This is a genomic window from Sphingopyxis sp., assembly GCF_050916055.1.
Lineage (GTDB): Bacteria > Pseudomonadota > Alphaproteobacteria > Sphingomonadales > Sphingomonadaceae > Sphingopyxis.
In genome coordinates this window covers 1,640,357-1,663,747 of record NZ_CP051527.1, presented here as the reverse complement: position 1 = coordinate 1,663,747, position 23,391 = coordinate 1,640,357, and the positions used below count along the sequence as shown (strand labels likewise).

The window sequence follows — 23,391 nt, the reverse complement described above, 5'->3', positions numbered from 1 at the left end:
TCCCGTATATTTTCCGGTGCGCAGCATCGCAGAGCCCGACGGGGACGGCGGAACCGGCGCGTGCGCCGGCGTCCGCCGTCCCTATCAGTCGCCGGTCAGTTGACCGTGGCGCGGAAGACGAGCGTGCGGGTGGCGCCCGCCGCGACCGTCGCGATCGTGCCCGACACGACCGGCGCCGCATAGCTGCCGCCCGCGGCGCCGTCGGCGTTGCAGGTGGAGCCGGTCACGGTCCCGTTCAGCAGGATCGAGCTGGTGATATAGGTCAGCTGACCCGGCACGCTGTCGTTGATCGCCACGCCGGTCGCATCGGCACCGCCGGCAGCATTGGCGATCGCGATGCAATATTCGACCGTCGCACCCGGAATCATTTTCGGGTTGGTGGTGCCGTTGAACGGATCCGAAACGACGCGGCTGCTCTTGGTAACGGTCAGCGTCGCGGTGCGGATCGTATAATCGTCGTCGTCGCTGTGCGACGCATCGCGATTGCCGTCGTTGACGCCGATGCCGTCGGCAAAGACGGTGTCCTTGCCCGCGGTGTTGGCGCCGGCGGTCTGGGTGACGGCGCCGCCTTGTGTCGCAGCAGTCCCGCCCTCGAGCGCGGTAGCGCGCAGCTGGACGCCCGCGACCGCGCCGGTGGCGAGGCCGGCGGGAATGTCGGCAACGACGAACAGCCGGATGGCGGTGTCGGTGGCGAGTTCGTCGATATAGGTGACGAGCGCGTCGCCGACGTCATAGCTGCCGACGGTGCCGGTGACGGCGTTGTCGCGATAGATGCGCACGTTCGTCGCGTTGAACGTATCGGTGCCGCCATGCGCCGCGGCGCCGGTGGTGATCTGCGACGCCGCGAGCAGGAAATCGAGCACTTCGTTCGACGTGTTCGTCAGCTGGAAGGTCGTGACCGCATTGGTCTGGCCCGGCACGACTTCGGTCGTGACGTTGCCCACTTCCTCGACGAGCAGGTTGATCTTGCGGTCGACCGTAAAGCTGTTCGATGCGCTTTGCTGGCCCTGGTTGACGCCCCCGACCTGATAATCGACGGTGGCGGTATTGGTGATCGAGGTACCCGCGGTCGTCCCGGCGGCAAACGCCGGGGTGGCAGCGACGCTTGCAAGCGCCGCCAGACCGATGGTGCCCACATAAGTCAGCTTGCTGGTCATAGCTGAGCTCCTAGGCTTGATTGGCTGCCTTTCCCCACCGCTGACAGCCGTTAAGCGGTTTTATTCAGGTCGCTATTTGACGACTCCCCGAAACATGAGCTTGCCCGTTGCGCCCGCTGGAATGGGCTTTTGAAAGGCCCAGCGGATGTGCGTGACGTCGGCCGGCTGCGCCGCGCGGCGCGTGCCGTCGGCCATCGCCACGGTCAGGTCGGCGAGCAGTCCCCACTGCTTGCCGCCATCGACCGAAACGAAGGGCCGGGTGTCGCCGGCGTCGGCGAACCGCACCGCCGCCGGCAGCGGATTGGTGATGACGAACTTGTCGGCCGCCTGCGCCCCGGCGTTGCGATAGTTCAGCACGAAGACCAGCCGGTCGCCGGGAACGACGACCTTCGGTTCTTCGAGCAGGATGCGTTGCTTGCCGGCGGCGTCGGTCTGGACGCGTTCGACGAACACGCTGTTGTCGAGCGCGACCTGGTTGGCGGCGATCGCTTGGCCCGGCAGGACCGCGGCAAGCATCAGGGCAAGGGCGAAACGCATGACTATCTCCATCAGTCGATCATGGTCTGGAAGGTGACGGTGCGGGTTTGGCCGCCCGCGACGGTGCCGAGCGCCACCGCGATGCGGGTGCCGTCGTAATTGCCGGCGTCGCCGTCGACCGCGTCGGACAGCGTGCTGCCGCCCAGCGTGATCGAACCCGCGACATAGCTGGTATCGGCCGGAATATTGTCGGTGACGGTCAGGCCGTTCAGCGAGCCGCTGCCCGCGACCGTGGCGGTGATCGTATAGGTGATCGTCGCGCCGGGAACGGGTTCGGTGCCCCCGAACGGATCGAGTATCACCGCCGATTTGACGAGCGAGACGGTCGCGGCCGCGACGGCGAAGGCGCCGTTGTCCTGGCCGTCGCCGCCGGTGGCGCCGACAACGGCATCGCCGCCGCCTTCGCCCGCGCCCGCAAAGCTGGTGCCCGGCGCGCCGGTGCCGGTCGCCGCCGCCGCAACCAGGCTGACGATGCCGCGATCGCCGTCGGCGACTGTTCCGGGCGTCGTCGCGATCACGAAGATGGTGATGCTGTCGTCGGGATCGAGCACGGGGTCGTTGGCGCCCGCGGTGTATAGCGTGTCGGTGCCGGCGTCGAAAACGCCGTCGCCGTTGTCGAGATAGATTTGGGTGACGACCGGGTCGAAATTGTCGCCGCCGCCATTGGCAATCGTGCTGAGCGCGAACGCTTCTTCGCCATTGCCGTTGTTGGTGACCGAGAAGGTCAGCAACTGGTTCGTCGCGCCGGGGGTCGTCGCAACATCGGCGGGATCGTTCGAATCGACCGTGACGTCGAGCAATTCATCGACAAGCAGATCGACCTGGTTCGAATCGATGGTCTGCGTGCCGGCGCCATTGTCGAAGCTGGCGCTCGCGGTGTTGCTGATCGTCGAACCGGCGCGGGTGCCGGCGGCATGCGCGGGCATCGACAAGGCGAGCGCGGCGATCAGGGCAAAGGTCGAAATAGAGGGATTACGAAGCTGATGCCGCGCGCCCCCCACAGGCGCATTCATCATGATATTGACTCCAAATTGGCTGGTCCGGAGCCGTCAATGGCGGAAAAAGGGTAATTTCTGGTTAAATCGGCGGTAGGATTTGCGCTTCTGATCCAATTGGGGACAAAGGATGCACGGCGGCGACGCTCGGCAAGGCGTCTGGCGCGCGGCCATAAGCTCGCGTAAGACGAGCCGATAGATACAGGAGTGACCGAGCGTGGCCGAAGACGGGGGAAACAAGGGCGCACGGCCGCCACGTGCCAATCCCCTGCGCCAGATCGAGATCGACGATTTTCGCCGCGACCGGTTGCTCGCGGCGCTGGCGCTGATTCTCGGCGCCAGTTTTTGCCTGGGGCTGCCGTTCGCCTTGCAGGCGGGGGCGGAGTTCTTTTTGCCGCTGACCGCGGCGATTGTCATCGCGATCGCGCTGGTACCGCTGCTCGAATGGCTCGAGCGGCGCGGCGTGCCGTCGGGGCTTGCGTCCTTTCTGTCGCTGACCGGCTTTCTGATGCTGATCAACGCGGCGCTGGCGATCATCGTCGTGCCCGCAACCGGCTGGTTCGCGCGGCTTCCCGAATCGATCCCGCGCATCCAGAGCAATCTGGCGCCGCTGATCGATTTTTATTCGACGCTGCAAAAATTCGTCGATCGCACTTTGATGTCGGTGGCGAGCGGGACCGAGGCGACGGCGCAGGCGGTCGCGGACACGGCGCCGACTTCGGTTGTCGACTATTTCATCTCGGCGGCGCCGACCGCGGCGATCCAGCTGTTCTTCGCGGTTCTGGTGATTTTCTTCTTCCTCGCCGGCTGGACGCGGCTGCGCAAGGGGACGATCCGGCGGCGCGGCAGCTTCGACGGCGCGATGCAGACCGCGCGGGTGATCCAGAATGTCGTCGATGCGACCGCCGACTATCTGGCGACGATCACGATGATCAACGCCGTCCTCGGGCTGGTCGTGGGCTTGTTGCTCTGGGCACTCGGCATGCCGTCGCCTTTCATGTGGGGCGGGATCGTCAGCATCTGCAATTTCGTGCCGTATCTGGGGCCGATCGTCGCTGCTGTGCTGCTGGGGCTGGGCGGGCTGATGACCTTCGACGCGGTCGGGCTGGCGCTGCTTCCCGCGCTAATCTTTACCGGGGTGCATCTGGTCGAGGCGAATCTGATCACGCCGCTGGTGCTGGGGCGCCGGCTGACGATCAATCCCTTGCTGATCCTGGTGTCGCTGAGCTTTTGGGGATGGGTGTGGGGAACCCCCGGCGCGCTGCTGGCGGTGCCGCTGCTGCTGATCCTGCAGACCGTCCTGCAATCGACCGGCACCCCCGATCTGGCCGGTTTCCTGTTCGAACGCGGCACGCTGACCACCACCGACGAGATGCGCGATCGATTAAATCGTGCGCACGAGGACAGCGACGGTTGACAGGCAGGGGCGGGCGCAATATTGGCGCTGCTCCCAAGCACACGCGGGTGTAGCTCAGTTGGTTAGAGTGCCGGCCTGTCACGCCGGAGGTCGCGGGTTCGAGCCCCGTCACTCGCGCCATTCCTTCCATTTTCGGACGGAATGGCCACCGCGTCTTGGGACCAGTGATACCGGAAATTGGGGACCTGACGCCGCTCTTCAGCGGCGCCAGGTCCCCAATTCCATCCAGCGCAGCAGCGGCTTGAGCGGCATGATCCAGATCACCCCGGCGACGAGATAAAAGACCGCCTGCACCAGCACCGGCCAGGTCCCGATCCACGGCGACAGGCTGACGACAATGGCGGTCCACACCCCGATCAGCAGCAGGATGAGGAACATGCCGGCGGGCTTGCGCCAGCTCGGCGGTTGATTGGCCGGATCGGCGCTCACAGGCGGTCTCCACACAGGATAAATTCTTGTTCGGTCAGCACCGCGTCGAGCGCGATGTCGGTCGCTTCGGCCGGCACGGCGTCGATTTCCTGCACCGACCAGCCGACCCCGATCCGCAACGCGTCGGGATGCAGCGCGAAATAGCGGTCGAAATGGCCGCCGCCTTGACCAAGGCGGCCGCCGGTGCGGTCGAAGCCGAGGAGGGGGCAGAAGATCAGGGCGGGGTTCATGGGCGAAGCGTCGTCGGATGGCTGCGGCGTTGCCCACGGGCCGGTGACGAGCGCGTCGCCCGGCTGCCAGCGGCGAAAGTCCATGCGATCGACGCGGCCGGCATGATGGGGAAGCGCGAGCGCGCTGGCATCCACGGCCAGCGCGAGCATCGGCAAGACGTCTGGCTCATCACCCGCCGCGGCATAGCCGCCGACGGTAGCCATCGATGCGGCAAGCTCGGCGAGTGGGGCGGGGAGCACGCGGAACGCGGCGAGGCGGGCCATACCGTCGAGATTGGCCGCAAAATGACGGCGGCGAAAGCGCAAGCGGTCGCGCAACGCCTGCTTTTGCTGGACCAGTTCGGCGGACAAGTCGGTCATCGCCCTCTTCTGGCTCTTTCCGGGGTGGTTGGCGGGCCCGCCGAGGTCGTTTGCTGGAAGATCCTCTGACGCCAGTAACGTCAGGTGGGAACCATGTGCGTCGGACCAGGGTCCGGGCAGGGACAGCTCCCTAGGATGATGTATCGCCTCAGGGATTTTCGCAAAAGCTCGTGCCGGGCAGTACCCGCCGCCCCCTATGTAGGGTGCGCGGCGCCGCGCCTCAAGGGATTTGCTCGACTTTCGCCGCCAGCGCCTCGATGCGGTCGGCGATCTGGAGCAGCGCCCGATCGTGGGGGGGGCGGGTTGGCGCGGCGGATGACACGGTTTCGCGCGCCGCTTCGAGTTGTTTGAGCGCCGCCTGTTCGCGCAGCACCGCGGCGCGCAGCTCGTCGCGTGCCTCCGCCTCGCGGCTTTCGGCGAGCGCCACCGCGGCGCGCAGCGAATCGGACTGCGGTTCGGTCTTTTCGACCGTTCCCCTGGCCTCCTGAGCCTCGTCGGCGAGCATCAGCGCCGCGAACAGCAGCTGGCGAACCTCCGTCCCGCCCTGGATGCCGCGCGCTTTTTCATCGACGAGTGCGGCAAGCTGGTGCAGCTGTTCTTCCTGTCCGTCGGCGCAATGGACGTCATAAATGCGCGCGGCGATGGTGAGTTTGACATCAGCCACGGTCGGCCTCCGCGATCAGGCGATCGAGTTCGCCGATTACCGCCGCGACCTCGGCTTTCAGCGCCGACTGGTCGGCGGCGGGTGCGGTGGCGGCAGGCGCCGGGCGCACGGCGCGGTCGGCCAGCGATTTTTCGATCCGGCTCAGCGCCCGTTCGATACGGCCGATGGCCAGGCTGGATTCGTCGAGGTCGAGTTCCATGACCCAGCGGTAGCATTGCCGGGGAAGGGGGGCAATCGCCTGTCATCGCCGAAATCGGTTGAATTTGTGCCGCGGGCGGTTGACTCGCGGCCCCGGCACCGCAAAGGGCTGTCCCCACCGAATCCCGTCATCTCACATCCTTTTCCGGGGGACTCATGACACTGCCCGAACGCCAGCTCGCCAACGCCATCCGCGCGCTTGCGATGGACGCCGTACAGGCCGCGAACAGCGGTCATCCGGGGATGCCGATGGGCATGGCCGACGTCGCAACCGTGCTGTACGCCGATTATCTGAAGTTCGATCCGACCGATCCGAAATGGGCCGATCGCGACCGGTTCGTCCTGTCGGCAGGCCATGGATCGATGCTCGCTTATGCGACGCTGCACCTTGCGGGCTATGGGCGGCCGACGATCGAGGACATCCGCAATTTCCGCCAGCTCAGCAGTCCGTGTGCGGGGCATCCGGAGAATTTCGAGCTCGAGGGTGTCGAGACGACGACGGGGCCGCTGGGGCAGGGGCTGGCGACGGCGGTCGGGATGGCGATTGCCGAGCGGCATCTGAATGCGATCTATGGCGACGAACTTGTCGATCATCGCGCATATGTCGTTGCCGGCGATGGGTGCCTGATGGAAGGGATCAACCACGAAGCCATTGGTTTAGCTGGACATTTGCAGCTTGGCCGGTTGACCGTGCTGTGGGATGACAACAAGATCACGATTGACGGGTCGACCGACCTGTCGACGAGCGAGGATATCGCGGCGCGCTATGCCGCGACGGGCTGGCACGTCGAAAGCTGCGACGGCCACGACCCCGCCGATATTCGCCGCGCGCTCGACGCCGCGCTCGCCGATCCGCGCCCGTCGCTGATCGCGTGCCGGACGATCATCGGGTTCGGCGCGCCGAACAAGCAGGGCACCTCGGCAACGCACGGTGCTCCGCTCGGAGCCGACGAGATCGCCGCCGCGCGGACCGAACTCGGCTGGACCGCCGAACCTTTCGTCATTCCCGCCGATATCGCGTCGGCGTGGGCGGCGTTCGGCGACAAGGGCAAGACGCTTCATGCCGAGTGGAAGGATCGCCTCTCAAATAGCGACAAGAAAACGGAATTCGAGGATCGCCTGAGCGGCAAAATCGTTCCGGGCGAAGCTTTCAAGGCCTATCTTGACGGCCTCGTCGCCGAACCGCCGAAGGTCGCGACGCGCAAGGCTTCGGAAAATACGCTTGGCGCGCTCACCGCCGATATTGCCGCGCTGGTCGGCGGCAGCGCCGATTTGACGGGTTCGAACAACACCAAAACATCATCGACCAAACCGTTGACCAAGGACAACTATTCGGGCCGCTATATATATTACGGTATCCGCGAGTTCGGGATGGCGGCGGCGATGAACGGCATGGCGCTGCACGGCGGGGTGATCCCCTATGGCGGCACCTTCCTGGTTTTTGCCGATTATTGCCGCGCCGCGATCCGCCTGTCGGCTTTGCAGCAGCAGCGCGTTGTCTATGTGATGACGCACGACAGCATCGGGCTGGGCGAGGACGGCCCGACGCACCAGCCGATCGAGCATCTGCAATCGCTGCGCGCGATGCCGAACCTGCTCGTCATGCGCCCCGCCGACGCGGTCGAAACTGCCGAATGCTGGGCGCTCGCGCTGACGCAGTACAGCCGCCCGTCGCTGCTGGCGCTGACCCGCCAGAACCTGCCGCCGCTGCGTCATGACGTCACGGAAAATCTTTGCGCGAAAGGCGGTTATCGCCTGCGCGATGCGGCAGCCGCCCGCAAGGTCGTGCTGGTTGCTACCGGTTCGGAAGTGTCGCTGGCGATCGATATCGCCGACAAACTGGAGGCCGCGGGCCAGGGAGCCGATGTGGTGTCGATGGTATCGACCGAATTGTTCGACGAACAGCCCCAGGCGTATCAGGCCGACATGCTGCCGACCGATGCGCTGATCGTCTCGATCGAGGCGGGCACCACCTTTGGCTGGGAACGCTACACCGGCCGCGACGGCCTGCGCTTCGGCATCGACAGCTTTGGCGCCTCGGCCCCGATCGACGACCTGTACAAGCATTTCGGCCTGACGGTCGACGCGATCACCCCCCAGATTCTGGCGAAGCTCGGCAATTAAGGACCGGCTAGCCGCACGCAGAAAGGATTTTTCGACATGGCAGTGAAGATTGCAATCAACGGTTTCGGACGCATCGGCCGCAATGTGGCGCGCGCGATTCTGGAACGCACCGACCATGATCTGGAGCTGGTGTCGATCAACGACCTGGGCGATGCCAAGGCGAATGCCCGCCTGCTGCGCCATGACTCGGTGCACGGCGCCTTCAACGGCACCGTCGAAATCGACGGCAACGACCTGATCATCAACGGCAAGCGCATCCAGGTGACCGCCGAGCGCGACCCTGCCGCGTTGCCGCACGCCGCCAACGGCATCGACATCGTGATGGAGTGCACCGGCTTCTTCACCAACAAGGCCGGCGGCCAGAAGCATCTCGATGCCGGGGCGAAGCGCGTGCTGATCTCGGCGCCCGCCAAGGAAGTCGACCTGACCGTCGTTTACGGCGTCAACGACGACAAGATCACCGCCGACCATCTGATCATCTCGAACGCGTCGTGCACCACCAACTGCCTCGCGCCCTTTGCCAAGGTGCTGCACGAGGCGATCGGGATCGAGCGCGGGCTAATGACGACGATCCACGCTTATACCAACGACCAGAAGATCCTCGACCAGATCCACGACGATCCGCGCCGCGCCCGCGCCGCCGCGATGTCGATGATCCCGACCTCGACGGGCGCGGCGGTGGCCGTCGGCCTGGTCCTGCCCGAACTGAAGGGCAAGCTCGACGGGTCGTCGATCCGCGTGCCGACCCCGAATGTGTCGGTCGTCGACCTGACCTTCACGCCGCAGCGCGACACCACCAAGGAAGAGGTCAACGCGCTGCTGAAAGCCGCGGCCGAAGGGCCGCTGAAGGGCGTGCTCGGCTATACCGACGAGCCGCTGGTTTCGATCGATTTCAACCACAATGCCGCCAGCTCGACGATCGACGCCCTGGAAACCGCGGTGATCGACGGCAAGCTGGTGCGCGTGCTGAGCTGGTACGACAATGAATGGGGTTTTTCGAACCGCATGATCGACACCGCGGGCGTGATGGCGAAATTCTTATAATCCCAAAACCGTTCGGGCTGAGCTTGTCGAAGCCCTGTCCTTCTTGAAGGGAAGAACGGCCCTTCGACAGGCTCAGGGCGAACGGAGCGAGAGATGACTGGATTTAAAACCCTCGACGATATCGGTGACGTCACCGGCAAGCGCGTGCTGGTGCGCGTCGACCTCAACGTCCCGATGAACGACGGCGCGGTCGGCGACCGGACGCGGATCGAGGCGGCGCTGCCGACGATCCGCGAACTGGCCAACAAGGGTGCAATCGTCCTGCTGCTGGCGCATTTCGGGCGGCCGAAGGGCGCTAAGAACCCGACCCAGTCGCTGAGCCTGGTGATGGGCGGGCTGGAGGATGTGCTCGGCCATTCGGTGATGTTCATCCCCGACTGCATCGGCGAAGGCGCGCTGGCGGGGATCGCGGTGCTGGCGCCGGGCGACGTCGCGGTGCTGGAAAACACCCGTTTTCATCCCGGCGAGGAAACGAACGACCCGGCCTTTGCCGACGCGCTGGCCGAGATCGGCGATCTTTATGTCAACGACGCCTTCTCGGCGGCGCACCGCGCGCATGGTTCGACCGAGGGGATTGCGCGGCGTCTGCCATCCTATGCCGGGCGGGCGATGGAGGCCGAGCTGAAGGCGCTTGACGCCGCGCTCGGCAATCCGGCGCATCCGGTCGCGGCGGTGGTCGGCGGCGCCAAGGTGTCGTCGAAGATCGACGTTTTGCGCAACCTGGTCGGCCGCGTCGATCATCTGATCATCGGTGGCGGCATGGCGAACACCTTCCTCGCCGCGCGCGGGGTCGATGTCGGCAAGTCTTTGTGCGAGCATGATCTGGTCGACACCGCCAACGCGATCTTCGACGCCGCCGACAAGGCGGGCTGCACCATCCATCTGCCCTATGACGTCGTGGTGGCAAAAGAGTTCGCGCCGAACCCGCCGACGCGCACGGTCAATGTCCACGAGGTGGCCGCCGACGAGATGATCCTCGACGTCGGTCCGGCGGCGGTCGAGGCGCTGGCCGACGTGCTCAAGAACTGCCGCACCCTGGTGTGGAACGGGCCGCTGGGTGCGTTCGAGACGCCGCCGTTCGACGCCGCGACGGTCGCGCTGGCGAAGACCGCCGCGGCGCTGACCCGCGAAGGCTCGCTGATCTCGGTCGCCGGGGGCGGCGATACCGTCGCGGCGCTCAATCACGCCGGGGTGGGTGAGGATTTCACCTTTGTTTCAACCGCTGGCGGCGCGTTCCTCGAATGGATGGAAGGCAAGCCGCTGCCGGGGGTCGAGGCGCTGCGCAGATGAGCGCGCAGACGATAGGCCTGTTCGATACGCCGATCGTCATCGACGAACTGCCGAATGCCAGCGCCGTCAATACCGCGCTGAAGCCCCTGATCCTCGCGCGCCGTGCCGCGCGGCCCGGGGTGCAGGTTTCGAATATCGGCGGCTGGCAATCGGAGCATGATGTCGCCGAATGGGGCGGCGAGCCGATCGCGTATCTGCTGCGCCACATCGTCGCGCTGGCCGACCGGCACTGTATCGATATCGTCTCGCCGGATGCGCCGCGGCACGATTGGGCGAGCGATATCTGGGTCAATGTGTCGCCGCCGCACGCTTCGAACCAGATGCACACGCACCCCGGCGCTTACTGGTCCGCGGTTTATTATGTCGACGATGGTTCCGAGCAGGAAGACGGGGCGATCGGCGGCGAACTGGTGATCGAGGATCCGCGGATGCCGATGGTGTTGATGACGATGCCCAATCTGCGCCTGCGCGGTGCGAACGGCGCCGTGCACGAGCCCCAATTGAAGATGAAAGTGCGCAGCGGGCGGATCATCATGTTTCCGTCGTGGCTGAGCCATGGCGTCGTCCCGCATCGCGGCGCCCGCGACCGGATTTCGGTGGCGATCAACCTGCTGGCCGTGCCGCGCGCGCCGGCCTGAGACCACCGAAATAGCGCGCATTGCATCGGCTTCGCCGGCCCGCTATGCGCACCGCCACATACGTATGCAAACCATCGGAGATCCTATGACCACCGCCAATGCCGCCATGCTGGACCAGATCAAATCGGGACAGGGCTTTATCGCCGCGCTCGACCAGAGCGGCGGTTCGACGCCCAAGGCGCTGAAGGGCTATGGCATCGAGGGTGATGCGTTTTCGAACGATGAGGAAATGTTCAGCCTGATCCACGGCATGCGTTCGCGCATCGTCACCGCGCCCTGTTTCAACGGCGACAAGGTGATCGGCGCGATCCTGTTCGAACGCACGATGGATGGCGATGCGGGCGGCAAGCCGGTTCCGGAATTGCTGTGGGAGCGCGGCGTGGTGCCGTTCCTGAAGGTCGACAAGGGGCTGGAAGACGAAGCCGACGGCGTCCAGCTGATGAAGGCCAATCCGGGACTCGACGATTTGTGCGCGCGCGCGGTCGCCAAGGGGGTGTTCGGGACGAAGATGCGCAGCGTCGTCAACCTGGCCAATCCGGCGGGGGTGAAGGCGATCGTCGCGCAGCAGTTTGCCGAAGCGGCGCGCATCGCGGCGCACGGGCTGGTGCCGATCATCGAGCCAGAGGTGAATATCAAGAGTGCCGAGCGCGACGCCGCCGACCGCCTGCTACTGACCGAAACGCTTACCGCGCTCGACGCGTGGACCGGCGCGCCGGTGATGCTGAAGCTGTCGCTCCCGACCGAGGCGGGGCTGTTCCAGCCGCTGGTCGACCATCCCAAGGTGCTGCGCGTCGTTGCGCTGTCCGGCGGCTTTGCGCGGCCCGAGGCGTGCGCCGAACTGGCGAAGAACCCCGGCATCATCGCCAGCTTCAGCCGCGCGTTGCTGGAAGACCTGCGCCACCAGATGAGCGACGACGAGTTCGACGCCTCGCTGGGCGGCGCGATCGACGAAATTCACGCGGCCTCCGTGGCCTGATGTGATGGGAGGGGGGTGGCAAGCCGTCGACGACTATATCGCCGGGAAATTGCTCTGCGCCGACGACGCGCTTGCCGCCACCCTCGCCAACAACGACGCGCAAGGCCTGCCGCCGATCGACGTGTCGGCGACGCAGGGCAAGATGCTGTTCCTGCTGGCGCAGATCGCCGGGGCGCGGCGCATTCTCGAGGTCGGCACGCTTGGCGGTTATTCGACGATCTGGCTGGCGCGGGCGCTGCCCGCGGGCGGCGAATTGGTGACGCTCGAGCTCGAGCCGCACCATGCCGCGGTGGCGCGCGAGAATCTGGTGCGGGCGGGCGTCGCGGACAGGGTCGACATTCGCGTCGGGCCGGCGGCCGAGAGTCTGGCCGCGATCACGGACGACGCACCGTTCGATTTCGTCTTCATCGACGCCGACAAGCAGGGCAATGCGCATTATGTCGCCGAAGCGATCCGGCTGGGGCGGCCCGGCACTGTGATCGTCGTCGACAATGTCGTGCGCGAGGGCGGGGTGCTGGAGACCGACAGCGACGACGAGCGGATCGTCGGGACGCGCGCGTTGTTCGACATGCTGAGCGCCGACCCGCGGCTCGACGCCACCGCGGTGCAGACGGTGGGCGCGAAGAAGTGGGACGGGTTCGTGCTGGCGCGGGTGCGCTGAGCAGCCATTTTTTCCAATTCGCGATCGGCTTTGAGGGGGGGCGACACAATGCAAGCCTTCGTCGTCCCGGACTTGATCCGGGATCGATGACGAGGGCGCGGTTATGGATCCCGGATCAAGTCCGGGATGACGACGAGGGGGAAGCTTTTATTGGCCACGGCCCCCCGCTTTAAAGCCCGCCGTCGAAGCGGAAGCTGAACCGGTAATCTTCGGGCTTCAACTCGACATTGGTCATCTTCTCGGGCCGCACCGATTCGAGCCGGATCGCGCCGTCGGCGAGCGGGGTCGCTTCGCCGAGGGTGACTTCGAACGGCTGCTTGTCGCCATTGCCGCGGATCCAGACCATTTCGAGCCGCACGCGGCCCGCCCAGACGCAGCGCGCGTTCATCGGGCAGCGGCTGTCCTCGATCACCGCGACGGGCTGGACGATCGGACCGTCGACATAGGCGCGTTGGCCGAGCGCGACGTTGCCGGCGTCGGCGAGCGGCGTCGGTTCGCCGGTGGTGGCGCAGGCCGAAAGCGCGAGCGCGGCGGCGAGCGATGGGGCGGCGAGGCGGAACGGTTTCATCATTTGCCGGTTGATGGCGGCGTCGCTATGAACCCGCCATGACCACGCCCCAATGCCAGCTTTACCTGATCTCGCCGCTCGAAGTCGGGGGCGATTTTCCTGCCGTTCTGGCGGCGGCGCTGGCCGCCGGGCCGGTCGCGGCGTTCCAGTTTCGCGTCAAGGGCGTCGAGCAGCATGAGGCGGCGCGGCTGGCCGAGCCGTTGCAGGCGCTGTGTTTCGCGCACGACGTCGCCTTCATCGTCAACGACGACATGGCGCTCGCCAAGCGGATCGGCGCCGACGGGGTGCATCTGGGGCAGGGTGACGGCGATCCGAAAGAGGCGCGCCGCCTGCTCGGGCTCGACGCCCAGATCGGCGTGACGTGCCACGCCAGCCGCCACTTGGCGATGGAAGCGGGCGAGGCGGGGGCCGACTATGTCGCGTTCGGCGCCTTTTACCCGACGGCGACCAAGACGGTCGAGCATCACGCAGACCCCGAGATTTTGAGCTGGTGGCAGGGGATGTTCGAACTGCCGTGCGTGGCGATCGGCGGGATCACCACCGACAATGCGAAGGCGCTGGTCGATGCGGGGGCCGACTTCCTCGCGGTGTCGGGCGGGGTGTGGAACGATCCCGGTGGCGCCGCCGCCGCGGTCGCGCGCTTTGGAAAGCTGCTCGCGGGTTGAACCGTCTGCCTTGCTGCGCGTTGGGCGATGATGTCCAACCGCAGGAATTGCCGATGAAAATGTCCCCGCTCTGTTGCGCCGTCGCGATCCTTGCCCTCACCGGATGCGGCGACCGCACCGACCGGGCGGATCCGTCCCCGACGGAGAAAGCGGCGCCGAAGGCGGCAGGGTGGAGCGGCGACGGCATGACGTCGCGCGACGGCGAGGCGGCACCCGACGATGTGGCGCGGCCCGAGATGCAGCTTCAGGTGGTGCTCGACCGCCGCGGCTTTTCGCCGGGTGTCGTCGATGGCAAGATGGGGCTGTCGACCGCCAATGCGCTGAAGGCGTTCCAGGAAGCGAACGCGCTGGCGGTGACCGGCGAATGGGACGCGGCAACGAAGGCGGCGCTCGGCACATGGCAGGATATTCCGGCGACGCGCGTCGTGACGATCCCGGCGGGCTATGCCGACGCCAGCTTTGCCCCGCTGCCCGAAAAGGCGAGCGAGCAGGCGCAGCTGGCGGCGATGGGGTATGAATCGATGCTCGAAAAGCTCGCCGAACGCTTTCACACCACCCCCGAGGTGTTGCAGGCGCTGAACCCCGGGGCGGGTCTGGCGCCGTCCGCGGACGGTGAAGCGGCGACCGGGGCGATGATCCGCGCCGGGACGACGCTGCGCGTGCCCAATGTCGGTGCCGACGCGATCGTCGCCGCCGACGTCGACAATGCGGCGTGGCTGGCGACGCTCGGCGCCTTGGGGGTTGGCACGGCGCAGCCGAAAGCCGAGCGGATCGAGGTGTCGAAAAAAGCTGGGACGATGAAGGTGTTTGACGCTGGCGGCACTCTGATCGCCGGCTTTACCGTCACCACCGGATCGGCGCACGACCCGCTGCCGATCGGCAGGTGGAAGGTGAAGGGGGTCGGGCGCAATCCCGACTATGCCTATGACCCCGCGCTGCTGCGCGACGTGCCGTCGAGCGAGGGCAAGCACCGGTTGCCGCCGGGGCCGAACAATCCGGTCGGGGTGGTGTGGATCGACCTTAACAAGCCGCATTACGGGCTGCACGGAACGCCGGAACCGCAGGCGATCGGGCGCGCCCAGAGCAATGGCTGCGTCCGCCTGACCAATTGGGACGCGGCGCGGCTGGCGCAGATGGTGGCGCCGGGCACGCAGGTGGACTTCGTCGCCTGATGCGCTGGCAGGCGGCCGTCAATCTGGTGTTGTGGACCGCCACCGTGACGGCGATCCTGACCTCGCTCTACTGGATCACCGCCTATGACCTGCTCGACGCCGGCGGGCCGGTGGCATCGACGCGCGCCGCGGCGTCGCAGCCCTTCGAAAGCGCGTCGCGCTCCGACGGCGGTGTCGCGATAACTATCCCCGTGCAGGGCATTCGCGCCGCCGAGCTCGTCGATAGCTGGGACCAGAGCCGGGCGCAGGGGCGGCTCCACCGGGCGATCGACATTCCGGCGCCTGCGGGAACCCCGGTGCTCGCGGCGATCGACGGGCGGATCGAGCGGCTGTTCGCTTCGGATCGCGGCGGGCGCACCCTGTATCTTCGGTCGAGCGACGGCACGCTGATGCTCTATTACGCCCATTTGCAGGGCTATCGCCGCGGGTTGGCCGAAGGCGACGTTGTCGAGCGCGGGCAGGTGATTGCGACGGTCGGGGCGAGCGGCAACGCCGATCCCGCCGGGCCGCACCTGCATTTCCAGGTGCTGCGCACCGCGCCGGGGGCCGACTGGAACGCGGGCGTGCCGGTCAATCCCTATCCGCCGCTCGCGGGCCGGGCGGCGCGGCCCTAGCCGCGTCCGCCGGCGGGGTTGTCGCGGCCCGGCACGGGAGCGTCCTTGGGGGCGTCGTGATGGTCCTGCTTGCGCCAGCCGAACAGGCCGGAGGCGGGGACGAGACGGGCGGGAGGGCACCCTTTGCGCGGGGGCCGCGGCGGAATGGGGCCGGCAAGATGATGGATCGGTGTCATGTCCATCGAATCGCAGATTGTTGCGCTCGGTTATTGGATCGATGCGTCAAAACGGTTTCGGCTCGCCGTATTTTATCTTGCCTAAGCCGGCGCGGGTCGCAACACAGCGGCAGGGGAGACGAAGATGACCGACGCGACGACCACCGGTGCCCGCGGGCGCGAACTGACGCTGCGGGCGATCGTCCTCGGCGGCGTGCTGACGTTGATGTTCACCGCCGCGAACGTCTATCTGGGGCTGAAGGTCGGGCTGACCTTTGCGACATCGATCCCCGCCGCGGTGATTTCGATGGCGCTGCTGCGCTATATGGCCGGCGCGACGATCCTCGAGAATAATATCGTCCAGACGATCGCCAGCGCCGCGGGCACGCTGGCGGCGATCATTTTCGTGCTGCCGGGGCTGGTCATGGTCGGATACTGGCAAGGCTTTCCGCTGCTCGAGACGACCGCGATCACGATGCTCGGCGGCATATTGGGCGTGCTGTTCTCGGTCCCGCTGCGCCGCGCGCTCGTCGTCGAGGCCGACCTGCCCTATCCAGAGGGTCGCGCCGCCGCCGAAGTGCTGCAGGTCGGTGCCGCGAGCGCCGAGGGCGCGGCCGAGAACAAGGCCGGGCTGTCGGCGCTGCTGTGGAACAGCATCATGGCCGCCGGTTTCACCCTGCTCACCCAGATGAAGCTCGCCGCGGGCGAGGTGTCGCGCTGGTTCGCGGTGGGCGCCGGGGCGACCGGAATCGGCGGCGGGCTGGCCTTTGCGCTGTTCGGCGTCGGGCACCTCGTCGGGCTGTCGGTCGGCATGGCGCAGCTGGTCGGGCTGGTGACCGGCTGGTGGATATTGCTGCCGATCCTGACGCAGGGCGTCGCCGGTCCCGATGCCGAGACGATCGCCAACACGATATTCCGCGACGATGTGCGCTTCTTTGGCGCCGGAGTGATCGGGGTCGCGGCGATCTGGACGCTGGTCAAGATCGCGGGGCCGGTGCTCGGCGGCATCCGGTCGGCGATGGCGGCGAGCAAGGCGCGCAACGCGGGTACCGTGATGGCGGTGGGCGAACAGGATATGTCGATCGGCTGGGTGTTCGGCGGCTCGCTGTTCCTGCTGCTGCCGATCGGCTGGCTGCTGTCGTCGGTGCTTGCGGGCGGGCCGCTCGCCGGGTCGAGCGCGGTGTTGGTGGCGGGAGCGCTGGTGTTCGTGGTCGTCGTCGGGCTGATGATCGCATCGGTCACCGGCTATATGGCCGGGTTGATCGGGGCGTCGAATTCGCCGGTGTCGGGAATCGGCATCCTTGCGATCATCGCTTCGTCGTTGCTGCTCGTCGGGTTGCTCGGACGCGGCGGTGGCGACGAAGCGAGCGCGGCGATGGTCGCCTATGCGCTGATCGTCACCGGCATCGTGTTCGGTATCGCGACGATCTCGAACGACAATCTTCAGGACCTCAAGACCGGCCAGCTGGTCGGCGCGACGCCGTGGAAGCAGCAGGTCGCGCTGATCATCGGCGTGATCTTCGGTTCGCTCGTCGTGCCGCCGGTGCTCAACGTGCTGAACGAGACGGTCGGCTTCGTCGGCGTCCCCGGCGCCGGCCCCAACGCGCTTGCGGCGCCGCAGGCGGGGCTGATCTCTTCGCTCGCCAAGGGCGTGCTCGGCGGCGACCTCAACTGGACGATGCTGGGGTATGGCGTGCTCGCGGGCGTCGGCTTCATCCTGCTCGACGAACTGCTCGGCCGCCTCGGCAAGCTGCGGCTTCCCCCGCTGGCGATCGGCATCGGCATTTATTTGCCGATGGCGGTCATCCTGCCGGTGGTGATCGGCGCGGTCGGCGGCTGGTTCTATGACCGCTGGGCGGCACGGCGCGCCAATCCGGCGTTCGCGCACCGCATGGGGGTGCTGACCGCGACCGGGATGATCGTCGGCGAAAGCCTGTTCGGGGTGTTTTACGCAGGCACGGTCTATCTTACCGACAATGACGCGCCGCTCGCGGTGGTCGGCGACGGCTTTGCGCTGCCGTCGGTGTTCGTCGGCATCGGGCTGTTCGCGGCGCTGCTGTGGCTGAGCTATGCGCGCACCCGGCGGATGGTCGCCGCCGCCGAGGGATAAGGGGCCGGACCTACGCGACTTGCCCTTCGCGGCGCGCGCGGCTAAAGGCGCGCTCCTGTGTCCGGTGCGTGACGACGCGCCGGCGGCTCTTTCCATCCTTGTCCAAGTGAGTGTGCGCGATGAAAATCACCGGCGTTGAAATCCGTCCCGGCAATATTATCGAATTTGAAAAGGGGATCTGGAAGGTCACCAAGATTCAGCACACCCAGCCGGGCAAGGGCGGCGCCTATATGCAGGTGGAAGCCAAGAATCTGATCGACGGCCGCAAGCTCAACAACCGCTTCCGCAGCGCCGACACGGTCGAGAAGGTCCGCCTCGACACCAAGGATTTCCAGTTTCTTTATGCCGAGGGCGAGGATCTGGTGTTCATGGACAAGGACACGTTTGAACAGATCAACATTTCGAAAGACGTCGTTGGCGACGCCCACGAGTTCCTGCAGGACGGCATGGATGTCGTGCTCGAGCTGTGGGAAGAGCGCCCGATTTCGGTCGAGCTGCCCGAAACCATCGAAGCCACGATCGTCGAGGCCGACGCGGTGGTGAAGGGGCAGACCGCCTCTTCGTCGTACAAGCCCGCGATCCTCGACAATGGCGTGCGCGTGATGGTGCCGCCGCACATCACCGCCGGCACCAAGATCGTCGTGCATGTGTACGACCGCGAATATGTGCGCCGCGCCGACTGATTAGGTTCCCCTCCCTGCAAGGGAGGGGCCAGGGGTGGGTGACAGGCCCGCCCACGTAGCTACCCACCCCCAACCCCTCCCTTGCAGGGAGGGGGGAGATAGAAATATGGCCATATCCGGCATCATCACCGTCATGGAACGCGCCGCGCGCAAGGCGGGGACGAAGCTGCGCCGCGACTTCGGCGAGATCGAGCATCTGCAGGTGTCGCAAAAGGGCCCGGCCGATTTCGTGTCGAAAGCCGATCAGGCCGCCGAGCGCACGCTCTACGACGAACTCGGTCGCGATCGTCCGGGCTGGGGCTTCGTGCTCGAAGAGGGCGGGGTGATCGAGGGCGATCCGGGCAAGCCGCGCTTCATCATCGATCCGCTCGACGGCACCTCGAACTTCCTCCACGCGATCCCGCATTTCGCGATCTCGATCGCGGTGCAGGAGCCGAAGATCGGCGGCGGCTGGGGCGATATCACCTCGTGCCTGATCTATCAGCCGGTGACCGACGAAAGTTACTGGGCCGAGCGCGGCCGCGGCGCGTGGCTGCACGACCGCCGCCTGCGCGTCGCGTCGCGTCGCCACCTCAACGAATGCCTGATCTCGACCGGCATCCCCTATATGGGCCACGGCGATTTCGCGCAGTGGAGCCGCATTTTCGGTGCGGTCGCGCCCGAAGTCGCGGGCATCCGCCGCTTCGGCGCCGCCAGCCTCGACCTCGCGTGGGTCGCGGCGGGGCGCTACGACGGCTTCTGGGAAAGCGACCTGGCGATCTGGGACGTGGCCGCGGGCATGTTGCTGGTGCGCGAAGCGGGCGGGTTCGTCAGCGATTTTCGCGGCGGCGACCGGGCGATCGAACGCAGCGAATATATCGCCGGCAGCGCCGCGGTGCATTCGAAGCTGCAGAAGCTGGTCGCGGGCGCGTTGCGCAACGCCTGAGGTTTCAGGGGCGCAGCGCGTCCTTTAAGAATTCCACCATCTTGGGCCACGCATCGGCGCGCGCCTTGGCATTGGCGTCGGGGGTGCCGCCGCCGCGCGGATCGTCGCGCGGCTCGGCCGAACCGCCGGCGAGATCGTGGCCGGCGTCGGGATAGAGCAGTGCCGTCGTGGGCAGGCCCGCCGCCTCCCGCGATGCGACGATATTGCGCGCCATGCGGCCCGAATTCCACAATTGGTCGCGGTCGCCGGCGATGACCATCAACCGGCCCTGGAATTTTTCGACCGGAATCCGCGCCGCGGCTTCGCGAGCGGGATGATCGGCGCGGCCGTTTTCGTGGATGGCGCGCAGATCGGCCGCCGGTCCGGCGAGCAATCCATCGACGAAGCCGCGATAGGGCATGAAGGGCAGGGGCTTGCCGTCGAGCGCGAACGACGAGCGCGTCCCTTCGGCTTCAAGCATTTCCATGCCCCAGCCCTCCCACACGAGGTCCGACGGGGCATAGGCGACGACGGCGTCGACCCACGGATAATGGCTCGCAGCGATCAGCGCGAATTCGGATCCCTTCGATCCGGCGAAGAGCGCGAAGCGTTCGCTGTCCACGCCGGCTTGTCCGGCCAGCGTCTGGCGGAGGGCGTCGAGCTGGTCGACACGGATGTCGATGAAGCTGCCCGGAAGGTCGGGGAATTGCTGCGGCGGACCGTAGCTCCCCCAATCGGGCGAATAATAGGGCAGGCCCACCGCCGCATAGCCGAGGCGGGCGAGCAGCGGACCGAAGCGCTGGCTGGCCTCGACCCCGCCCTCGGCGCCCGCGAGGATGACGACGACCGGGCGTTTTTCGGAGCCCGCGAGGCGATAAAGCCGCGCCTGCGGGAAACCGGCGACCGCGGTTTCTTCGATCGCCGGCGATTGCGCAGGGGCGGGCGCGGCTTCGAGCGCGGCGACCGGGCTGGCCAGCATCACCATCGTCGCCGCCAAAGCTGCCGTGAACATTCGATCGCCCTCCTGATTGCTTTCACGCTGTATTATATCAATACAACGGTGACGCAAGGGGATCGCCAAGTGGCGCTGTGGAAGACTATTCTTCGAAAATATACTCGCGGAAACTGTCCATCAGCGCCGCCCAGGTGTTGAAGGTTTCGCCGACATTCTCGCGCGGGATGCCCGCGAAATCGAGGTCGACGTCCATTTCCAGCACCGGGTCGCCGGCGTCGTCGCGATAGGCGCGCGCGAAGCGCTTGTCGCGGTTCCACTGGTTCAGCCGTTCGAGCGAGACCGCCTTGGCGTCGCTGAAGCCCATATAATATTGCAGGGTCTTGCAGTTGCGGTTGTCGGTGCAGTTCATGAACAGCACGAGGAATTTCAGGTCGTTGCGGCTGCTTTCGATATAGGGATCTTCGCCGTCCTTCGCGATCAGCGTCGCCGGCCAGCCCTGCGACTCGACGATCGCGCGGATGGTGGCCGGATTGGACGCATTGACCAGCTCGGCGCGGGCCGGGGTCGCAGCGGCGGCGCACAGCAGCGCGGCGCCCAGGAATAATCGTCGCATCTTGATTCCCCACATCGAAAGCGGGCGATTCCGCCCGGAAAGCCGACCCCTTAGGGCGGGCTTACACAGGGAAAAGCCGCGTCGCCAGCGTCCTTTGCGCTTTCGGTGGCGGCGGAGGCGAAAATCCTGCCCGCAGCGCTTGCGGCGCGCCCCCTGCTGGCCTAAAGCGCCCGCATAACGGGGCCGCACGAGCCCTTTCACGAACAACAGGACGCTGCGCCCCCATGGTCGACCTGACGCAATATCTGCCGATCCTGATCTTTCTGGTCATTGCGGTCGGCCTGTCCGCCGCCTTCGTCTTTCTGCCGATGGGCGTCGCCCGGCTGACCGGCGCGCATCAGCCCGATCCGGCGAAGCTGACCGAATATGAATGCGGCTTCCCCGCGTTCGAGGATGCGCGCAGCCAGTTCGACGTGCGTTTCTATCTCGTCGCGATCCTGTTCATCATCTTCGACCTCGAAGCCGCGTTCCTGTTTCCGTGGGCGGTGAGCCTGGAAGAAATCGGCTGGGCCGGCTGGGCCACGATGATGATATTCCTCGCCGAACTCGCGATCGGCCTTGTCTATGCATGGAAGAAAGGGGCGTTGGACTGGGAATGAGCAGCTCGATCATCCTGCCGCCCGGCCAGATGCCGGTTGCAAGTCCTGTCGCGCCGGGGACGAACCCCGACATGGCCTATTTCGACGACCTCAACAGCGAGGTCGGCGACAAGGGTTTTCTTGTCACCTCGACCGAGGATCTGTTCAACTGGGCGCGCACCGGCTCGCTGTGGTGGATGACCTTCGGCCTCGCGTGCTGCGCGGTCGAGATGATCCACGTCAACATGCCGCGGTACGACATGGAGCGTTTCGGCGCCGCGCCGCGCGCTAGCCCACGCCAGTCGGACGTGATGATCGTCGCCGGCACGCTGTGCAACAAGATGGCACCGGCGCTGCGCCGGGTTTACGACCAGATGTCGAACCCCAAATATGTGATTTCGATGGGCAGCTGCGCCAATGGCGGCGGCTATTATCATTACAGCTATTCGGTGGTGCGTGGCTGCGACCGGATCGTCCCCGTCGACATCTATGTCCCCGGCTGTCCGCCGACCGCCGAGGCGTTGCTTTATGGCGTGATGCAGTTGCAGCGGAAGATCCGCCGCGTCGGGACGATCGAACGCTGATGGCCCATCCCGCTCCCCTCGTCGCGCCGCGGCCTGCGCTGGCGGCCGAACTCACCGCGCTGCTCGGCGACGATCTGCGCGCGCATGTCTTTACCGCCGACGAAGACAGCATCACCGTCGACCGCGACGCGATCGCCGGGGTGATGATCGCGCTGCGCGACCGGCTGGACTATCAGCAGCTGATGGAGATCGCCGGGGTCGACTATCCCGAGCGGCCCGAGCGGTTCGAGGTCGTCTATCACCTGCTCAGCGTGACGAAGAATCACCGTTTGCGCGTGCGCGTGTCGACCGACGAGGCGACCCCGGTGCCGACGCTCGTCCCGGTGTGGCCGAACGCCGGCTGGCTCGAGCGTGAAGTGTTCGACATGTACGGGGTGCTGTTTGCGGGCAATCCCGACCTCCGCCGCATCCTGACCGACTATGGGTTTCAGGGGCATCCGCAGCGCAAGGACTTCCCGCTGACCGGCTATATCGAGCTGCGTTACTCGGAAGAAGACAAGCGCGTCGTGTATGAGCCGGTGAAGCTGGCACAGGATTTCCGCAACTTCGACTTTCTCTCTCCCTGGGAAGGCGCCGATTATGTGCTGCCGGGCGACGAAAAGGCCGGCGGCACCGGCGAAGCGCCGGGCAAGGGCGCGCCGACACCGATGACAGCGAAGGACGTCAAGGCTTCGGACGACAAGGCGAAGGCCTCGCCGCCGCCGACCCCGAAGACGACCGACAGTCCGGCGCAGACCGGCGCGGGCGCCAAGGTCAACAAGGCGGCGTCGAAGACGAGCCGCGACGGCGCCAAGGCCAAGGCGGCGGGCGAGTCCAAGACGCCGGCGACCCGCAAGGCGGAAAAGGCGCCCACCAAGCCGCGCGCGCCGCGTAAGCCGAAGGGGGAGGGCAAGTGACCGCTCTCCTTTCCTTCGTCATTCCCGCGAAGGCGGGAATCCAGCTGATGCCCTTGCAAAACAGCACCGTCCGGAGATGGGCCCCCGCCTTCGCGGGGGTGACGATAGTTATGGCCGTTGCTTTGGGAGGTGACGCATGACCGACACCCCGACGATCCGCCACCACGGCGGCGA

General features: G+C 66.4%; 26 protein-coding genes and 1 tRNA gene. 17 read left to right on the top strand and 10 right to left on the bottom strand.

Annotated elements, in window-relative coordinates; translation table 11 throughout:
* Positions 1-95: 95 nt before the first annotated feature.
* The 3 genes from HEQ22_RS08095 to HEQ22_RS08085 all read right to left on the bottom strand — a co-directional run bounded on the left by HEQ22_RS08095 (position 96) and on the right by HEQ22_RS08085 (position 2,710).
* Positions 96-1,157, bottom strand: a complete 1,062-nt coding sequence (locus HEQ22_RS08095) for a hypothetical protein (protein WP_432770670.1) — start codon at positions 1,155-1,157, stop codon at positions 96-98.
* A 72-nt stretch (positions 1,158-1,229) separates the two neighbouring features.
* Positions 1,230-1,694: a hypothetical protein gene (locus HEQ22_RS08090; protein WP_432770669.1), complete on the bottom strand. Its 465-nt coding sequence runs from the start codon at positions 1,692-1,694 to the stop codon at positions 1,230-1,232.
* A gap of 11 nt (positions 1,695-1,705) precedes the next feature.
* Positions 1,706-2,710, bottom strand: a complete 1,005-nt coding sequence (locus HEQ22_RS08085) for a hypothetical protein (RefSeq protein WP_432770668.1) — start codon at positions 2,708-2,710, stop codon at positions 1,706-1,708.
* 196 nt (positions 2,711-2,906) lie between these two features.
* Between HEQ22_RS08085 and HEQ22_RS08080 the strand changes: the two genes are divergently transcribed.
* Entirely contained in the window at positions 2,907-4,106 is a 1,200-nt protein-coding gene (locus tag HEQ22_RS08080) for an AI-2E family transporter (protein WP_432770667.1), read from the top strand.
* 43 nt (positions 4,107-4,149) lie between these two features.
* Positions 4,150-4,226 (top strand) — tRNA-Asp (locus HEQ22_RS08075).
* A 78-nt stretch (positions 4,227-4,304) separates the two neighbouring features.
* On the opposite strand, the gene HEQ22_RS08070 is transcribed toward HEQ22_RS08075, so the two are convergent.
* From HEQ22_RS08070 to HEQ22_RS08055, 4 genes are all read right to left on the bottom strand, one after another.
* Positions 4,305-4,535 carry a DUF2842 domain-containing protein gene (locus HEQ22_RS08070; protein WP_432770666.1) on the bottom strand — a complete coding sequence of 77 codons (231 nt, stop codon included), beginning with the start codon at positions 4,533-4,535 and terminating at the stop codon, positions 4,305-4,307.
* A complete protein-coding gene (locus HEQ22_RS08065) occupies positions 4,532-5,125 on the bottom strand; it encodes a 5-formyltetrahydrofolate cyclo-ligase (RefSeq protein ID WP_432770665.1) in 594 nt (197 codons plus the stop codon). Before HEQ22_RS08065 ends, HEQ22_RS08070 begins: the two co-directional genes overlap by 4 nt.
* A gap of 220 nt (positions 5,126-5,345) precedes the next feature.
* Positions 5,346-5,789: a cell division protein ZapA gene (locus tag HEQ22_RS08060; protein ID WP_432770664.1), complete on the bottom strand. Its 444-nt coding sequence runs from the start codon at positions 5,787-5,789 to the stop codon at positions 5,346-5,348.
* A complete protein-coding gene (locus HEQ22_RS08055; protein ID WP_432770663.1) occupies positions 5,782-5,988 on the bottom strand; it encodes a hypothetical protein in 207 nt (68 codons plus the stop codon). Before HEQ22_RS08055 ends, HEQ22_RS08060 begins: the two co-directional genes overlap by 8 nt.
* A gap of 155 nt (positions 5,989-6,143) precedes the next feature.
* Between HEQ22_RS08055 and tkt the strand changes: the two genes are divergently transcribed.
* The 6 genes from tkt to HEQ22_RS08025 all read left to right on the top strand — a co-directional run bounded on the left by tkt (position 6,144) and on the right by HEQ22_RS08025 (position 12,720).
* Entirely contained in the window at positions 6,144-8,111 is a 1,968-nt protein-coding gene (gene tkt, locus HEQ22_RS08050) for a transketolase (RefSeq protein WP_432770662.1), read from the top strand.
* A 36-nt stretch (positions 8,112-8,147) separates the two neighbouring features.
* Positions 8,148-9,155, top strand: a complete 1,008-nt coding sequence (gap, locus tag HEQ22_RS08045) for a type I glyceraldehyde-3-phosphate dehydrogenase (protein ID WP_432770661.1) — start codon at positions 8,148-8,150, stop codon at positions 9,153-9,155.
* A 93-nt stretch (positions 9,156-9,248) separates the two neighbouring features.
* Entirely contained in the window at positions 9,249-10,445 is a 1,197-nt protein-coding gene (locus HEQ22_RS08040; protein ID WP_432770660.1) for a phosphoglycerate kinase, read from the top strand.
* A complete protein-coding gene (locus tag HEQ22_RS08035; RefSeq protein WP_432770659.1) occupies positions 10,442-11,083 on the top strand; it encodes a TIGR02466 family protein in 642 nt (213 codons plus the stop codon). Before HEQ22_RS08040 ends, HEQ22_RS08035 begins: the two co-directional genes overlap by 4 nt.
* 106 nt (positions 11,084-11,189) lie before the next feature.
* On the top strand, positions 11,190-12,059 hold the full coding sequence (locus tag HEQ22_RS08030) for a fructose bisphosphate aldolase (RefSeq protein ID WP_432770839.1): 870 nt from the start codon (positions 11,190-11,192) through the stop codon (positions 12,057-12,059).
* 4 nt (positions 12,060-12,063) lie between these two features.
* Positions 12,064-12,720 carry an O-methyltransferase gene (locus HEQ22_RS08025; RefSeq protein WP_432770658.1) on the top strand — a complete coding sequence of 219 codons (657 nt, stop codon included), beginning with the start codon at positions 12,064-12,066 and terminating at the stop codon, positions 12,718-12,720.
* A gap of 169 nt (positions 12,721-12,889) precedes the next feature.
* Here the strand turns inward: HEQ22_RS08025 and HEQ22_RS08020 are convergent, their stop codons facing one another.
* Complete coding sequence (locus HEQ22_RS08020; protein ID WP_432770657.1) at positions 12,890-13,291, bottom strand: hypothetical protein; 402 nt, start codon at positions 13,289-13,291, stop codon at positions 12,890-12,892.
* Positions 13,292-13,326: 35 nt separating this feature from the next.
* On the opposite strand from HEQ22_RS08020, the gene thiE reads away from it, so the two are divergent.
* The 6 genes from thiE to HEQ22_RS07990 all read left to right on the top strand — a co-directional run bounded on the left by thiE (position 13,327) and on the right by HEQ22_RS07990 (position 19,612).
* Positions 13,327-13,953 (top strand): thiamine phosphate synthase, encoded by a 627-nt coding sequence (gene thiE / locus HEQ22_RS08015; RefSeq protein WP_432770656.1) that lies wholly within the window; start codon positions 13,327-13,329, stop codon positions 13,951-13,953.
* A gap of 53 nt (positions 13,954-14,006) precedes the next feature.
* The gene (locus tag HEQ22_RS08010) at positions 14,007-15,125 is read left to right on the top strand and encodes a L,D-transpeptidase family protein (protein ID WP_432770655.1); all 1,119 of its coding nucleotides are present in this window, start codon (positions 14,007-14,009) and stop codon (positions 15,123-15,125) included.
* Positions 15,125-15,739: a M23 family metallopeptidase gene (locus HEQ22_RS08005; protein WP_432770654.1), complete on the top strand. Its 615-nt coding sequence runs from the start codon at positions 15,125-15,127 to the stop codon at positions 15,737-15,739. Before HEQ22_RS08010 ends, HEQ22_RS08005 begins: the two co-directional genes overlap by 1 nt.
* Positions 15,740-16,039: 300 nt before the next feature.
* Complete coding sequence (locus HEQ22_RS08000) at positions 16,040-18,004, top strand: OPT family oligopeptide transporter (protein ID WP_432770653.1); 1,965 nt, start codon at positions 16,040-16,042, stop codon at positions 18,002-18,004.
* A 119-nt stretch (positions 18,005-18,123) separates the two neighbouring features.
* On the top strand, positions 18,124-18,687 hold the full coding sequence (gene efp / locus HEQ22_RS07995; protein WP_432770652.1) for an elongation factor P: 564 nt from the start codon (positions 18,124-18,126) through the stop codon (positions 18,685-18,687).
* A 106-nt stretch (positions 18,688-18,793) separates the two neighbouring features.
* A complete protein-coding gene (locus HEQ22_RS07990) occupies positions 18,794-19,612 on the top strand; it encodes an inositol monophosphatase family protein (protein ID WP_432770651.1) in 819 nt (272 codons plus the stop codon).
* Between the two features lie 4 nt (positions 19,613-19,616).
* Here the strand turns inward: HEQ22_RS07990 and HEQ22_RS07985 are convergent, their stop codons facing one another.
* Together HEQ22_RS07985 and HEQ22_RS07980 are read right to left on the bottom strand one after the other, a co-directional pair.
* Positions 19,617-20,603: an acyl-CoA thioester hydrolase/BAAT C-terminal domain-containing protein gene (locus HEQ22_RS07985; RefSeq protein WP_432770650.1), complete on the bottom strand. Its 987-nt coding sequence runs from the start codon at positions 20,601-20,603 to the stop codon at positions 19,617-19,619.
* Positions 20,604-20,688: 85 nt separating this feature from the next.
* A complete protein-coding gene (locus HEQ22_RS07980; RefSeq protein ID WP_432770649.1) occupies positions 20,689-21,159 on the bottom strand; it encodes a YbjN domain-containing protein in 471 nt (156 codons plus the stop codon).
* A gap of 224 nt (positions 21,160-21,383) precedes the next feature.
* On the opposite strand from HEQ22_RS07980, the gene HEQ22_RS07975 reads away from it, so the two are divergent.
* From HEQ22_RS07975 to HEQ22_RS07965, 3 genes are read left to right on the top strand one after another with little or no spacing between them, the layout of a single operon-like run.
* Positions 21,384-21,758, top strand: a complete 375-nt coding sequence (locus HEQ22_RS07975) for an NADH-quinone oxidoreductase subunit A (protein WP_432770648.1) — start codon at positions 21,384-21,386, stop codon at positions 21,756-21,758.
* A 29-nt stretch (positions 21,759-21,787) separates the two neighbouring features.
* The gene (locus HEQ22_RS07970; RefSeq protein WP_088442236.1) at positions 21,788-22,321 is read left to right on the top strand and encodes a NuoB/complex I 20 kDa subunit family protein; all 534 of its coding nucleotides are present in this window, start codon (positions 21,788-21,790) and stop codon (positions 22,319-22,321) included.
* Positions 22,321-23,217 (top strand): NADH-quinone oxidoreductase subunit C, encoded by an 897-nt coding sequence (locus tag HEQ22_RS07965; RefSeq protein WP_432770647.1) that lies wholly within the window; start codon positions 22,321-22,323, stop codon positions 23,215-23,217. The genes HEQ22_RS07970 and HEQ22_RS07965 overlap by 1 nt, the downstream gene beginning before the upstream one ends.
* Positions 23,218-23,391: the final 174 nt, after the last annotated feature.

Excerpts from the sequence above, each read along its gene's own strand:
- HEQ22_RS07980 (WP_432770649.1), bottom strand. The coding sequence starts at position 21,159 with ATGCGACGATTATTCCTGGGCGCCGCGCTGCTGTGCGCCGCCGCTGCG.
- HEQ22_RS08085 (WP_432770668.1), bottom strand. The coding sequence starts at position 2,710 with ATGATGAATGCGCCTGTGGGGGGCGCGCGGCATCAGCTTCGTAATCCC.
- HEQ22_RS08040 (WP_432770660.1), top strand. The coding sequence starts at position 9,249 with ATGACTGGATTTAAAACCCTCGACGATATCGGTGACGTCACCGGCAAG.
- tkt (WP_432770662.1), top strand. The coding sequence starts at position 6,144 with ATGACACTGCCCGAACGCCAGCTCGCCAACGCCATCCGCGCGCTTGCG.
- HEQ22_RS08035 (WP_432770659.1), top strand. The coding sequence starts at position 10,442 with ATGAGCGCGCAGACGATAGGCCTGTTCGATACGCCGATCGTCATCGAC.
- HEQ22_RS08000 (WP_432770653.1), top strand. The coding sequence starts at position 16,040 with ATGACCGACGCGACGACCACCGGTGCCCGCGGGCGCGAACTGACGCTG.
- gap (WP_432770661.1), top strand. The coding sequence starts at position 8,148 with ATGGCAGTGAAGATTGCAATCAACGGTTTCGGACGCATCGGCCGCAAT.
- HEQ22_RS08065 (WP_432770665.1), bottom strand. The coding sequence starts at position 5,125 with ATGACCGACTTGTCCGCCGAACTGGTCCAGCAAAAGCAGGCGTTGCGC.
- HEQ22_RS08090 (WP_432770669.1), bottom strand. The coding sequence starts at position 1,694 with ATGCGTTTCGCCCTTGCCCTGATGCTTGCCGCGGTCCTGCCGGGCCAA.
- HEQ22_RS07970 (WP_088442236.1), top strand. The coding sequence starts at position 21,788 with ATGCCGGTTGCAAGTCCTGTCGCGCCGGGGACGAACCCCGACATGGCC.
- HEQ22_RS08010 (WP_432770655.1), top strand. The coding sequence starts at position 14,007 with ATGAAAATGTCCCCGCTCTGTTGCGCCGTCGCGATCCTTGCCCTCACC.
- HEQ22_RS07965 (WP_432770647.1), top strand. The coding sequence starts at position 22,321 with ATGGCCCATCCCGCTCCCCTCGTCGCGCCGCGGCCTGCGCTGGCGGCC.
- HEQ22_RS08005 (WP_432770654.1), top strand. The coding sequence starts at position 15,125 with ATGCGCTGGCAGGCGGCCGTCAATCTGGTGTTGTGGACCGCCACCGTG.
- HEQ22_RS07985 (WP_432770650.1), bottom strand. The coding sequence starts at position 20,603 with ATGTTCACGGCAGCTTTGGCGGCGACGATGGTGATGCTGGCCAGCCCG.
- HEQ22_RS08095 (WP_432770670.1), bottom strand. The coding sequence starts at position 1,157 with ATGACCAGCAAGCTGACTTATGTGGGCACCATCGGTCTGGCGGCGCTT.
- HEQ22_RS08025 (WP_432770658.1), top strand. The coding sequence starts at position 12,064 with ATGGGAGGGGGGTGGCAAGCCGTCGACGACTATATCGCCGGGAAATTG.
- efp (WP_432770652.1), top strand. The coding sequence starts at position 18,124 with ATGAAAATCACCGGCGTTGAAATCCGTCCCGGCAATATTATCGAATTT.
- thiE (WP_432770656.1), top strand. The coding sequence starts at position 13,327 with ATGACCACGCCCCAATGCCAGCTTTACCTGATCTCGCCGCTCGAAGTC.
- HEQ22_RS08030 (WP_432770839.1), top strand. The coding sequence starts at position 11,190 with ATGCTGGACCAGATCAAATCGGGACAGGGCTTTATCGCCGCGCTCGAC.
- HEQ22_RS08020 (WP_432770657.1), bottom strand. The coding sequence starts at position 13,291 with ATGATGAAACCGTTCCGCCTCGCCGCCCCATCGCTCGCCGCCGCGCTC.
- HEQ22_RS07990 (WP_432770651.1), top strand. The coding sequence starts at position 18,794 with ATGGCCATATCCGGCATCATCACCGTCATGGAACGCGCCGCGCGCAAG.
- HEQ22_RS08055 (WP_432770663.1), bottom strand. The coding sequence starts at position 5,988 with ATGGAACTCGACCTCGACGAATCCAGCCTGGCCATCGGCCGTATCGAA.
- HEQ22_RS07975 (WP_432770648.1), top strand. The coding sequence starts at position 21,384 with ATGGTCGACCTGACGCAATATCTGCCGATCCTGATCTTTCTGGTCATT.